Below are 12506 nucleotides of genomic sequence, written 5' to 3' on the forward strand. Positions count from 1 at the left end.
GGATGATTCCAAAATAATTTTGCAATTGTCGGGGTAAACAAATGTCGGAAAAAAAATCAGAATCTTCTTACGAGGACAAACAAGACCATATCCCGTCCTGGAAAACCCCAGAAATTGAATGGTTTGCCAATGTTTATGCCGGTAAAGAATACAATATCGAATTCACCATACCCGAATTTACGGCTGTTTGCCCCAAAACCGGTCTTCCTGACTTTGGTTCGATTTTTATTGAATACATCCCAAGAGAACGCTGCGTAGAGCTCAAATCACTCAAAGAATACATGATGGCTTTCAGAAATGTGGGAATTTTCCACGAAAATGTGGTGAACAAAATCCTCGAAGACTTTGTCCAGGCAGTGGTTCCTATTTACGTGAAAGTGATTGGTGATTATAATGTACGTGGCGGCGTAAAAACAATAGTGAAACGAGAGTATAAAGCCTAAATGGAAAACCTAATCGGCTATATCGCAGCTTTTTTAACTACCGTATCCTTCCTTCCCCAAGTCCTAAGAGTCGTAATGACCAAACAAACTCGCGACATCAGTCGAAATATGTACATAATGTTTTTTATAGGTGTACTGTTATGGTTTGTATACGGAATCTTAAAATCAGACTTCCCGATCATCCTTGCCAATATCGTTACCATTTTCTTCGTATCGATAATATTATTTTATAAACTCAAAGAAGAGGACAAAACATGAGAAAAGCTTATGTAGACAAAGACAATTGTACTTCCTGTAACCAATGTGCAGACAATATGCCAAAGTATTTTATGATGGATGAAGATGATTTGTCTCAAACTCATATCAGTGGAACATCCATTAATGATGCTGTAATTCCAGACGAAGACGAAAAAAAAGTCCAAAAGGAAATGGATGAATGTCCAGGGGAATGCATCCATTGGAAAAAACATTAAAACAAATTAAATCCAACTAGTAAGTCTTTGGATATGATTTTCCAAAGACAATCGTTCCCCCGCTCGAAACGTTAGATAAAGTTGGTTCTCGAAACTTTTACATTCCTTTTCATTTGTATACAAATTTGATTTTTTACCTAATAAATAAGTAGGAAGAACAGAGATGCCTTTGCCCAATTCCAGTGCGTTTTTAATATCATGAAGGTTGGGAAGGACAGAATAATTTTTTAGTTTGGGGCGGGTTTCAAAATTCAACTTCCAAAAACGTCTGACAATCGCAAAGTCTTCGCTATACACAAACCAATGTTGGTCTTCCATCCATTGTTTCAGAAGTTCAGTCCTAGGTTTCCGCTGTCCATTCAATGGAAAATTTGGTTCTAAACTTATTTTTTTAGAAGCTACAAACACAAATGTTTCCAAGTAAAACTCTTCAAAACTAATTCCAGGTACATTTAACTTCTGATTGGCGATTGCAAGATCAATTTCCTTATTTGTCAAAGCCTCAAAGAGTTCCCCAGGATAGCCATATTTTACGTGAAAATTTTCTTCCAATTTCGACACATGAGGCAGTACCTTTTCCTGAAACCACTCTTTCGCTGAACCAATCCTTAGGTAGTTTGATTTTTCGAATTTACGGGTTTCTCCTTCTAATCGCTCCAAATCCTCAATGGGACCTGCAATTTGAACATACAACCGTTTGGCGGCCTCTGTGGGAACCAAATCCCTAGATGTCCGAAGAAACAGAACTTCTTTTCGATGTCGTTCCAAAGACTGTAAATGCAAACTTAGTGCAGGTTGGGACAAACCAAGGAGTTTACCCGCTTTTGTTAAATTTCTCTCTCGGTAGATACAATAAAAACTTTGATACAGTTCGATAGGATTCATTCTGCTATTAAAATATTTATACCTACGTATTATCTCCATCATTATTCTAATAATAAGTTTACCTTGTCTAAAAAAACGATAGTGAAGAAATTCAATCCTATCAAAGAAATTGATTCCATAGAGGACAAAATGAAAAAAGTATTATTTGTTTTAACAAGTCATGGGGAAAAAGGAAATGCAGGCTCCACCGGTTACCATTTGGGAGAGGTTTCGCACCCGTGGAAGGTACTCCACGATGCCGGTGTGGAGATGGACTTTATCAGTCCGAAAGGAGGAGAGCCTCCTGTGGATGGGTTTGATTTGGAAGATTCAGCTAACAAGGAATTTTGGAACCATCCCGTTTACAAAGAAAAACGTATCCATACGAAAACACCTAAAGATATCCATCCAAAGGAATACGGAGCCATCTACTTTGCGGGGGGACATGGAACCATGTGGGACTTTCCCGATAACCAAGAACTACAAAACTTAACTAAAACAATTTACGAAGCAGGCGGGATAGTGGGAGCGGTCTGCCATGGTCCTTCGGCTCTTGTAAATGTAAAATTATCGAATGGGGAAAAACTCATCGCGGGTAAGAGAGTGAATGGATTTTCCAACGAAGAAGAAGAGATCGTCAAACTTGAAGGGGTGGTTCCTTTTCTATTGGAAAATCAACTCATTGCATCAGGAGGGAAGTATTTTAAATCAGCACCTTGGAATTCACATGTAGAAGTGGACGAAAGACTTGTTACTGGACAAAACCCACAATCAGCAAAAGCAGTCGGTGAAGCCATTCTTAGTTTATTAAAAAAATAAGGAAATCTCTGTGATTTAAAGATAGTTTAAAAAGTATCAGGGCTTTGTGGAAACGCGAGGCCCTTTGTTTTTCCTTTCTTTCAAACCTAAAGTATCTTTGACTATCCCAAATACATCTTTAACCGAATGGAAGGAATGATCTTTTCCACGCGGATCATAGACAAAACCAATGGTTTTCATTTCTGGGTTTGTATTCCAATACCCATGCCCATGAATGGGAGTTTGCGATTGTGAATACACTTCCCCCTTTCTTGTCCCACTAAAAAACATTCTTTCTTTTGTATAAAGGACTCCCAAGGCAGAAGGATGGATTTGCGTTGGGACTAAAGTAGTATTGTTTGCCGGGATCCATTCTGCACCTGGGCAAAGTTTTAGAATTTCGGTCACCAGAGATTGGATCTCCTCTGGAGAAATTTGATTTGGGGAACCTGGCAAAAGAATGGCCGCCCCCCCGGAGCTTTTAAAAGTGAGTTGGTATGTTCCATTTTCTTCACGAATCAAACCTTTTTGTTTCAATACCACATTGGGAGCACAGACAGAATCAGCCGAATGAAAACCGTGGTCCGATACAATCACAACGGCCGGCCCTCTCGGAGAGAAGGCACGAACTGATTGCAAAAATTCAAAAATGGCCTTGTCCAGTTCTACCAACCGTTGTAATGCTTTTTCAGAATCAGGTCCAAATCCGTGGTGGTTCGTATCCAAATCCGTGGTGTAAACAAAAAGTAAATCGGGTTTTTTCATTTGAAAAAGCCAAGAAGCTGTTTTTAATTTAACTTCATCTTTGGTTACATCGTTTAACGGAGAACCAACGGCAAGCTCTGCTTCTTTATGCAGATTCTTAGTCGAAAGTACACGAAGGAGTTTGTCGTCCTCTGGATTTTTTTTTCTCCAATACTGAGGAAGGTTCCAATCAATATTGGCACCGACTGTCACTGGCCAAAATACATTAGCAGTGGTTTTATGATTCGCTTTTGCCAAATCCCAAAGAGTGGTAACTTTAATGTCCTCAGCATACCACATCCATCCCCCATCATTTTTCTCAAAAGGGTCAACCAGTGTATTATTGAAAATTCCATGCTCTGCGGGATCAAAACCTGTCACCATGGAGGTATGGGCCGGATAGGTAACCGATGGATTGATTGTTTCAATTTCATGAACCCCATACTTTTGGAACATTTCAGCCAAGTGGGGAAAATAAGTATGGTATTTGGGATCGGACCAGTAATAAGCAGGGAATCCATCAATTGACAAAACGATTGTTTGGCGAATTTTGGAGGATTTTGATTTTTTATGCCTTTCTTTAGTCTTCGGTTTTGAATCGAGTGATAAAGCAAAAAACAAGAAAATACAAATCCCCAATATAGAAATAGGAAATTTCAAAATAGAATTGATTCGCATAAAAAGTGTTTAGCGAAAGAAACTAATATTCTTGTTCTGACCTTGTGGAACCAAGGAGTTCGTCTGGAATGTCCTCAATGCTATCCCCAATTTGGATGGCTAGGCGGTTTCCCACTCTTCCCGGAGTCGCTTTGAACTTACTGCGATCCCCTACTTTCACCATTAAGTCAGTTTTGATGGGTGTGTTTTCGAGTTTGATCACATCTCCAACATGAAGGTTCATAAGATCATTCAAAGAAATGTCGACACTACCTACTTCCGAAATAAGAGGGATTTTGACTTGGTCGAGTCGTTCTTGGATGACGGCGCGATTTTCATCCACTTCCCCTTTACGAATTGAGGAATACCAATACTGTGCAGATAGTTTGTTAATGATTGGTTCAATGGTGATGTAGGGAATACAAAGGTTTGTCATCCCTTCCACTTCTCCCACTTTGGTTTCGAGGGTAATTAATACCACCATGTCATTGGGAGGAACTACTTGCGCAAACTGAGGATTAGTTTCAATGTTTCCAAGTCTCGGACGTAAATCAATTACAGTAGACCATGACTCTCGTAAGTTTCCAAGAATCCTAACAATAATCCCTTCCATTACCGAAAGCTCAATATCTGAAAGTTCTCGGTTTACTTTGGATGACTCTCCCTTACCACCGAACAAACGATCAATGATGGTAAAGGAAATGGATGGGTCAATTTCCAAAATGGCGGAACCGCGAAGGGGATCCATATTAATTACAGCAAGTGTGGTAGGGTTTGGAATCGAACGAATGAATTCTTCATAAGTTAACTGATCCACAGAAGCCACGTGCACTACAACGAGGGCGCGAAGCTGTGCCGATAGTCCAGTGGTTGCCAAACGAGCAAAGGTCTCGTGCATCATCTGAAGTGTTCTAATTTGGTCTTTTGAAAATTTATCCGGACGTTTGAAGTCGTAGATTTTGACTTTCTTTTGTTCCCCAACCGATGAGTATTCATCCTCGGAGACTTCCCCAGAGGAAATGGCGTTTAACAGGGCATCAATTTCGTCTTGGGAAAGGATTTCCGTCATTTTTTTACCTTTACGAGTAAGTTTTTAATCTGCCAAAATCCAACTCGGCTTCCTTCTTCTTGTCGCAAGGTGTATATATATTCGTACCTTGTTTTGAACCGACCCATCATTCTTTCTACATAAACCTGAACTCGGGCATCCCTTTTGGAGGGATAATCCACATTCATGACCTTAAAGTATTTTAATACACCGGAGGGTGTCTCCGTCAAATACTCTTTAAAATCCTCGATGATAGTTTCCCGCTCACCCAAACCTGCTTCGGTATAAGCACTGCTATAACGATCATAAGCTAAGATATATTCGGAAAAATCGATCCACTTGAAGTGGTATTCCCAGTGTTTTTTCATCTCCGCGCCCAGAAACAAAAAGATGGTCTCCTCAGGAGAGAGGCCTCCATTTTCTGTGATTTGGCGGGTGACAGTTTCTTTTCTTTCTGCTTTTGGATTCTGAAACAAAAATCCTACAGTATTTTGGGAACGTAAAAAAGCAGACTTATCTTCTGTATAATTTGGGTAAAAATAGCCAGTTACATAAAACTTTTGGTCCGGCAAAAAACTATAATGTTCATCCAAATAGATTGTTTTGGAAAAGGACTCATTGCGGTGAAGACTCACTTCTTTATTCTCATCACCGACTAAATTGACTATCGTTGTCCTACGTTTCAAAATGGGGTCTGGGAAATCGGGATCCTCGATTGGAGTGAGAATCCGGTCATTTTCATCTTTTACAATGATTTGAAAAGAATAACGAAAATCAAAGGAAGGAAAGATCCGAACCACTTCTTTGCCAGTATTAGTAACGGTAAAAGTCAAAGGGACTCTTTCTCCAGACTGGTAACTTCGTTTTGTCAAAGATAGGCTGATTTTTGACTGAAGAGAAACAAAATTATCAATTCTTTCTCCACGGGCATCCCTATCAGGAAAGGCCCCGAGAGAACTTACAGAGAGAATTCCTAGAATGACAAAGGTTTGCAGAGTCCGCATACACTTAAAGATTTCGGCATTAATGAGAATTTCCGAAAGAATTTTTAGGACATAAAATCGTTTAACCAGCACCCATTTTGGCTTCTGCCAAGATGTAATCGGCAATTCGAATGAGCCTAGTCATCACAGCCCCTAGTTTTTTGTACTGGTAGTAGTTTTCCCGTTGTTTGTCTAAATGTGGTTCCACGAGGGCAACTGTTTTGGATGAAACTTTTAGGTTTTTGATCTCGTTGTCAGTGACTCCATAAAGATTGGCTTCGGAGACAAACCGGTTCAGTTCCTTCACCAAACTCTCGTCAGTGAGATCCTGGATTTCGAAAACCTTTTCAATTTTTAAAATAAAATCGGTTAACGTTCGTTTAATCTTGGACTCTTCTTCGGTCGGCCGGCGTTTTGCAGTCACTTGATTTAAAGTTTCATAGCGGTCCAAGGCTGTTTCGTAAAGTTGACTCATTTTTGATTTTTGGCCGAGGATAAAACTAATAAAACTAAGGAGTCCGACAAAGGTATCAGGATAACGATTGATTCCGCCCACTTCATCCAAGGCATTCGCAAAGGCTTCCTCATTATGAGGTACTGTCATAATGAATTTTAACACCGGTTCCACGGAAGAACCCGATGTGTATTTTTGAATGACTTCGATGCCTTCTAAGTAGTTCATTGTCGTTTGTCTATGACAACTACCTTTCGGATTGTCGTCTGAAGATTCCCCTTTTCTATGATTCGGTCAAGTACATCATACCCAGAAACCAGAAATCCAAATACTGTGTGGAGCCCATCTAGATGAGGAGTATCCACTTGATTGATAAAAAACTGAGATCCATTGGTATTGGGTCCCGCATTGGCCATAGCCAAAGACCCGCGAAGTGCTTTTTTACTGGGAAGTGCTTCATTATAACGATAACCCACTCGGTGTAAAACTTCTAATACCGGCAATTCCATTGCTTCTTGGTAGGCTTTTTCCACTTCCGTTCTTTTTTCTTCGAACTCTGCCCGAGATTGGATTTTAAATTCAGCTAACACGGCTCGTTGCAGTTGGGCTTGGTACTGCGGAGCATCTTTGATTTTGACTTTGTCAAGCCCAAGTGCCTTTCCATTGATTTCATCTTCTGTTTGGTATCCTGGACCACCAGTTCCGTCACCCCTTGGACAACCGCCTTGCGCCATGAAGTTTTCTATGACACGATGGAACTTCAAACCATCATAGAACGGTCGTCTTTCAGAGCCTTTATCTGTTTTGAATTCCTTTTCGCCTTGAGCCAAATCAATAAAATTCTGCACAGTTTTTGGTGCTGCGGTATCATATAGTTCTAAAACCAAATCACCAGCGGTTGTGGTAAACACTGCATAAATGGCTGGTTTTTCGGGAAGTTTGACTGAAGTAAGGTCAGCACGTTTGACTATCACTTTAGAAGGAGAATAAGATACCGGTTCGTAAGTGATTTTTTTAAATCTTTGGTCACTGCAGAAAATGGTTTGCGTTCCGACTAAAAAGAGTAATGCGAAAAAAGAAACTTTGTTTAATACATTCATTTTCATAATTAAATTTATTTTTTACCTTTGGATTCTAATTTCTTTAGTTTTTTGGTCAATTCGTTTACTTTTGCTTTGGCTCTTTTGATTTGTTCTTTTTGACGAGCAAACGAAGTTCCTCCCATCACATCTTTTTTATCACAAGATGTTTCCAATGAGATAGCAGCTTCATAGCCTGGATCGGTAAGAACAGCATGGATTTGCCCCCTTTCTCCACTGGGGATATTGAAAAGATCATAACCTTTGGTCGAACAATGTTTTACAAGTTCCCCTACTATTTCATGGGCAGAACGGAATGGAATTCCTTTAGCGCTCACAAGCCAATCCGCAAGGTCAGTGGCAGTGGAAAATCCTAATCGCAAACTTCGGAGTGCATTTTCAGGAAATATTTGGATACCAATCACCATATCCCGAACGCCTTCGATACTTAATTTGATTTGTTTGACTGTATCAAATAACGGAAGTTTGTCTTCTTGGAAATCCCTATTATAGGAAAGTGGAGTTCCTTTTACCATCACAAGTAAATGTGTCAAACTTCCAATCACTCGACCTGATTTTCCACGAATGAGTTCGGCTACATCAGGATTTTTCTTTTGAGGCATAATGGAAGAACCAGTCGTTAGGTGATCAGGAAGTTTGAAATAACTAAATTCTTGTGAGGTATAGAGAATGATTTCTTCACAAAACCGAGATACATGGATCATAAACTGAGACGCAGCAAATAGAAATTTGAATATATGATCCCTTTGGCTCACTGCATCAATGGAGTTTTCGGAAATTCGAGATAAAGACAAATCCTTTTTTAAAAACTCTCTATCGGTTGCATAGTTGACACCTGCAAGAGCACCAGAACCTAACACTAACTCATCGGCTCTATCATAAGAATCGAGAAAATCCTCAAAGTCACGGACGTTCGCCCAAAAATGGGATAAAAAATAATGGGAAGCTCGGATGGGTTGGGCAATCTGCAAGTGAGTGTATCCAGGAATGATAGTTTTGGTATGAGCTTCTGCTTTGCCAATCCATGCAGAAAGTAAATCCAGAAGTAAAACCAACACTGCTTCCACTTCTGATTTGATATACAAACGTACGTCTTGCGAAACTTGGTCATTGCGACTTCGGCCTGTATGGAGTTTTTTTCCTAAATCTCCTAATAACTCCGTTAAGCGTGATTCCACAGACATATGGATGTCTTCGTTTTCCATTTTAAATTCAAACTTTCCAGAATCGATTTCCTTCTTGATTTGGCCGAGACCTGTTTCAATTTTCCTTTGTTCCGATTCAGAAAGAATTCCAATGCGTTTGAGCATTCGGGAATGGGAGATGGAGCCTTCTATGTCGTGGGAATAAAGTTCTTTATCAAAACTTATCGATTCCCCAATTCGAATCATTAAAGAAGAGGGAGGTGCATCAAAACGACCACCCCATAATTTTTTTTCTTTCATTCTGATTCCTTGTTATACTGATCCGACCAAACTTTCAAAATCTCTTTGTCCTTCTCCGATAACTTAGAGCTAGGATGCATTAAAAGATAATCTTTTGGAGGCATTTCTCCTTCGTCGACTTGTTCCCAAACTTCGTATATTTTTTTGTTTTGTTTTCTTTCAGAGAGAAGCCCAAATTCAGAGAAATTCAATTCCTCTCGTCCTTCTTCTACATGATGCGCAATCAAAAGCGATGCTGGGAAAATATAAGAATACGCTGGCCAAATAGTTTCATTCGAATGGCAGTCGTAACAGCTCCGTTTGAGAACTTCTTTGATTTCTGGGCTCACTTGGATTTCTGAAGTGACGGATGGATTGGTTCTAGCTATGGGAAAGAATTGGAGTATGAGAAAAACTCCTATTAAGATCAGGAAAATTCGTTTCACACAAGACAGGTTCTAAGCCTTCGTTCCAATTCAAAGTATTATTTTTCTTGCCTTAGATGAGAATCCGGTGTTCCTTTTCTTTAGAGGTTCCCTTTGGATTTTATTTTTACAAACTCACCCTATGTCTGGATTTTCCTAGGAATCACATTACTATTTTCTGAATTCCTTCTGCCAGGAACCTTTGTGATGTTTTTGGGGATTGGGGCCCTATTTACAGGAATTTTGGCTCGTTTAGTTCCGATGGAGTTTTATTCCCAAGTGGTGGTTTGGGTGGTATCTAGCCTTGTTTCCATTCTAGTCGGTGGCACTGCCGTAAGACGTTTTTTTAAATCAGAGTCGTCGGTGGATCCTTTCATCCAAGATGATTTTTTGAATCAAATTGTTCCCGTTGAAACAGATATCTTAGTGCAAAGGCATGGGGGAAAGATCCGGTTCCAAGGTACTCTTTGGGATGCTATCTCTAATGATTCCAAAATCCCTAAAGGAAACTTTGTTCGTATCCTATCTCGGGAAAATCTTACCTTTACTGTGGAACGTGTAGACTAACTCATCAAAGAATTTCATTTTTTTTAAACACAAACAAAAAAACCCTTTTCTCTTTTTCCTCTTCTTCCTATGGTCAAACGTCACAGAGGAGAAACTATGGGCGCAACCGTCATTGTTGTATTTTTGGCCATTGTCTATATCATTAAAAAGACAATCATCATTGTTCCAGAACAAAGTGTTTATGTTAAAGAAAGATTAGGTGTTTTGAATGGGGTATTAAAATCGGGATTCTATTTTATGATCCCATTTGTGGACCAAATTCGTTACCGCCAAAACTTAAAAGAACAGACTATTGATATCGATCCACAAGTTTGTATCACAAAAGATAACGTATCTGTTGAAGTGGATGGAGTTTTGTATTTAAAAGTGGTGGATGGTGAAAAGGCATCTTACGGGATCGATAACTTTATGTTAGCAACAACCCAACTCGCACAAACCACTCTCCGTTCCGAAATTGGAAAATTAATTTTTGATAATTTACTTTCAGAAAGAGATGAAATCAACGGTCGCGTGGTATCCAATATTGACCGTGCCACAGATCCTTGGGGAATCAAAGTCACCAGATACGAAATTCGAAACATCACACCTCCTAAACAAATTTTACTGGAGATGGAAAACCAGATGAAATCCGAAAGAGAAAGACGAGCAGAGATTACCATCTCCCAAGGAGAAAAAGAATCTCGGGTCAATCACTCGATCGGAGAAAGACAAGAATCAATCAACATATCCGAAGGGGAAAAAATCCGATTGGTGAACGAAGCAGAAGGAAGGGCACTCGAAATTACAGTGATTTCCAATGCCACTGCAAAAGGTTTACAATTAATTTCAGAAGCAATTAGTAAAAAAGGCGGAAAGGAAGCGGTGAGTTTACAAATCACACAAGAGTATATGGATGCACTGGGCCAAATTTTTAAAATCTCGAAAACGACTGTGGTGCCAGAAGGTTTAGCCAATATCGGTGGAGTTTTTGAAGGCCTTTCCAAAATCACAACAAAAATCCCACAGGTAGGAGAATAGTATGGAATTTGTATACTTAGCATTTTGGGCGATTGTTGCCATCTATTTAATCTATAAAATCTTTCGCTGCATTCGCATCATCCCTGCACAAGATGTACTCATTGTAGAGCGACTTGGGAAATACTCTCGCAGTTTACGAGCTGGATTTCATATCCTCATTCCATTCGTTGATCGTGATGCATATTACCACACGCTCAAAGAACAATCGATAGACGTACAACCTCAAATTTGTATCACGCATGACAACGTACAGGTGAAGGTTGATGGAGTGATTTATTTAAAGATCATTGATCCAGTGCGTGCTTCTTACGGAATTGAAGACTTCCAGTTTGCAGCGATCCAACTGGCGCAAACCACAATGCGCTCCGTAATTGGAACGATGGAACTCGACAAAACCATCGGGGAAAAAGATTTAATCAATTCCACTATTGTAGCCGCCATTGACCAAGCCTCAGAACCTTGGGGAATCAAAGTGAATCGTTACGAGATTCTAAATATTGTTCCGCCCAAGTCAGTACTTGATGCGATGGAAAAAGAGAAAAAAGCACAAATCGCCAAACGTTCCCAGGTGCTTCTTTCGGAAGGAGAAAGAGATTCGAGAATCAACCGTTCTCTTGGTTTCAAAGAAGAAGCAGTGAACAAATCCGAAGGGGAAAAACAAAGAAGGATCAACTCAGCAGAAGGAAAGGCAACAGAAATTGAAGCACTTGCGGTTGCCACAGCCAAAGGGATTGAAGCAATTGCTGGAGCTATTTCTGACCAAGGAGGAGCCTCAGCGATCAAACTACAAATCACAAAGGCTTTTATCCAAAACTTCCTTCACGTAGCCAAAGAAAATACGGAGATTCTCGTTCCTGCCGATGTAATGAATTTACCAAATCTCATTGCCAACCTAACAGAACCAAGAAAACCGAAAGCATAACCTAACGGGAATTAATCCGGCGGAACTTCCGCCGGATTTTCTTCAAACAATCGAAAACTAGGTTTTGCCATCGCCTGTGCAGCGAGAGACAATAACAAGGCTTCATTGTCATCGGGACCAATTCGATTGGCATGGATCACTCCACATCCTTTACAACGATGCAAAATCACCCATTCCCCTTTTCGAACCCAAATAGAAATCGCTTCCATTTTACTTCCGCATTCGGAGGACCGGTCCCCAGGAGCGGAGTCAATATGCAAACTCGTTAGGCAGTTCGGGCAATGATTCCTTTGTCCTGTTCCATACCCAGGCGGGAAAACCATTTGTTTACATTCCACACAGCGGAATTCCCCCGTATCTGGTCGAAACCGGTAGGATTTCGTTTTGGAACTAGAGACGGGACCTACCTCGTCTTCATCATCGAAACGTTTTTTCTTAGAGATCTTTTGAAATTTAGATAAATCGAATTCACGTGACATATCCAGTTTTTGCGGCAAAACAAAAATAGGAGACCAAAACAGTGGATGAGAGGGAAAAGACCGCCTGTGCGAAGATAGCCGCCTCCTAATTGAATTTAGGCGGGGAAT

Annotated in this window: 16 protein-coding genes; 7 read left to right on the forward strand and 9 right to left on the reverse strand. The window is 40.1% G+C overall.

The features are described from left to right. Positions 1-41: 41 nt before the first annotated feature. Genes queF through LEP1GSC203_RS11195 form a run of 3 tightly spaced genes read left to right on the forward strand, consistent with a single transcriptional unit; the run spans position 42 to position 916 of the window. Positions 42-443 carry a preQ(1) synthase gene (gene queF, locus LEP1GSC203_RS11185; protein ID WP_002974318.1) on the forward strand — a complete coding sequence of 134 codons (402 nt, stop codon included), beginning with the start codon at positions 42-44 and terminating at the stop codon, positions 441-443. Next, positions 444-701 (forward strand): SemiSWEET transporter, encoded by a 258-nt coding sequence (locus LEP1GSC203_RS11190; protein ID WP_039937782.1) that lies wholly within the window; start codon positions 444-446, stop codon positions 699-701. Further along, positions 698-916, forward strand: a complete 219-nt coding sequence (locus LEP1GSC203_RS11195; RefSeq protein ID WP_002973631.1) for a ferredoxin — start codon at positions 698-700, stop codon at positions 914-916. The genes LEP1GSC203_RS11190 and LEP1GSC203_RS11195 overlap by 4 nt, the downstream gene beginning before the upstream one ends. Before the next feature lie 6 nt (positions 917-922). Here LEP1GSC203_RS11195 and LEP1GSC203_RS11200 read toward each other — a convergent pair whose 3' ends face one another. After that, the gene (locus tag LEP1GSC203_RS11200; protein ID WP_039937785.1) at positions 923-1801 is read right to left on the reverse strand and encodes a LysR family transcriptional regulator; all 879 of its coding nucleotides are present in this window, start codon (positions 1799-1801) and stop codon (positions 923-925) included. A gap of 81 nt (positions 1802-1882) precedes the next feature. Here LEP1GSC203_RS11200 and LEP1GSC203_RS11205 point away from each other — a divergent pair, with 81 nt between their 5' ends. Next, a complete protein-coding gene (locus LEP1GSC203_RS11205) occupies positions 1883-2599 on the forward strand; it encodes a type 1 glutamine amidotransferase domain-containing protein (RefSeq protein ID WP_232225870.1) in 717 nt (238 codons plus the stop codon). 36 nt (positions 2600-2635) lie between these two features. Here LEP1GSC203_RS11205 and LEP1GSC203_RS11210 read toward each other — a convergent pair whose 3' ends face one another. From LEP1GSC203_RS11210 to LEP1GSC203_RS11240, 7 genes are all read right to left on the reverse strand, one after another. Next, complete coding sequence (locus LEP1GSC203_RS11210) at positions 2636-4000, reverse strand: alkaline phosphatase family protein (RefSeq protein WP_002974511.1); 1365 nt, start codon at positions 3998-4000, stop codon at positions 2636-2638. Between the two features lie 22 nt (positions 4001-4022). Then, complete coding sequence (gene fliM, locus LEP1GSC203_RS11215) at positions 4023-5048, reverse strand: flagellar motor switch protein FliM (RefSeq protein WP_002974265.1); 1026 nt, start codon at positions 5046-5048, stop codon at positions 4023-4025. Next, a complete protein-coding gene (locus LEP1GSC203_RS11220) occupies positions 5045-6031 on the reverse strand; it encodes a hypothetical protein (RefSeq protein ID WP_002973888.1) in 987 nt (328 codons plus the stop codon). Before LEP1GSC203_RS11220 ends, fliM begins: the two co-directional genes overlap by 4 nt. 61 nt (positions 6032-6092) lie before the next feature. Then, the gene (locus LEP1GSC203_RS11225; RefSeq protein WP_002973893.1) at positions 6093-6692 is read right to left on the reverse strand and encodes a hypothetical protein; all 600 of its coding nucleotides are present in this window, start codon (positions 6690-6692) and stop codon (positions 6093-6095) included. Further along, positions 6689-7570 (reverse strand): peptidylprolyl isomerase, encoded by an 882-nt coding sequence (locus tag LEP1GSC203_RS11230; RefSeq protein ID WP_002974282.1) that lies wholly within the window; start codon positions 7568-7570, stop codon positions 6689-6691. The genes LEP1GSC203_RS11225 and LEP1GSC203_RS11230 overlap by 4 nt, the downstream gene beginning before the upstream one ends. An 8-nt stretch (positions 7571-7578) precedes the next feature. Next, positions 7579-9009: an argininosuccinate lyase gene (gene argH / locus LEP1GSC203_RS11235; RefSeq protein WP_002974330.1), complete on the reverse strand. Its 1431-nt coding sequence runs from the start codon at positions 9007-9009 to the stop codon at positions 7579-7581. Further along, positions 9006-9434, reverse strand: a complete 429-nt coding sequence (locus LEP1GSC203_RS11240) for a heme-binding domain-containing protein (RefSeq protein WP_002974472.1) — start codon at positions 9432-9434, stop codon at positions 9006-9008. Before LEP1GSC203_RS11240 ends, argH begins: the two co-directional genes overlap by 4 nt. Positions 9435-9527: 93 nt before the next feature. Between LEP1GSC203_RS11240 and LEP1GSC203_RS11245 the strand changes: the two genes are divergently transcribed. The 3 genes from LEP1GSC203_RS11245 to LEP1GSC203_RS11255 all read left to right on the forward strand — a co-directional run bounded on the left by LEP1GSC203_RS11245 (position 9528) and on the right by LEP1GSC203_RS11255 (position 11919). Continuing rightward, complete coding sequence (locus LEP1GSC203_RS11245; protein WP_002974439.1) at positions 9528-9980, forward strand: NfeD family protein; 453 nt, start codon at positions 9528-9530, stop codon at positions 9978-9980. A 96-nt stretch (positions 9981-10076) separates the two neighbouring features. Further along, on the forward strand, positions 10077-10997 hold the full coding sequence (locus LEP1GSC203_RS11250) for an SPFH domain-containing protein (RefSeq protein ID WP_002974078.1): 921 nt from the start codon (positions 10077-10079) through the stop codon (positions 10995-10997). A 1-nt stretch (position 10998) separates the two neighbouring features. Further along, entirely contained in the window at positions 10999-11919 is a 921-nt protein-coding gene (locus tag LEP1GSC203_RS11255; RefSeq protein ID WP_002974336.1) for an SPFH domain-containing protein, read from the forward strand. An 11-nt stretch (positions 11920-11930) separates the two neighbouring features. Here LEP1GSC203_RS11255 and LEP1GSC203_RS11260 read toward each other — a convergent pair whose 3' ends face one another. After that, positions 11931-12398, reverse strand: coding sequence for an RNHCP domain-containing protein (locus LEP1GSC203_RS11260; RefSeq protein ID WP_002974536.1), 468 nt, complete (start codon positions 12396-12398; stop codon positions 11931-11933). Positions 12399-12506 lie beyond the last annotated feature (108 nt).

It is taken from the genome of Leptospira terpstrae serovar Hualin str. LT 11-33 = ATCC 700639 (genome assembly GCF_000332495.1).
Lineage (GTDB): Bacteria > Spirochaetota > Leptospiria > Leptospirales > Leptospiraceae > Leptospira_A > Leptospira_A terpstrae.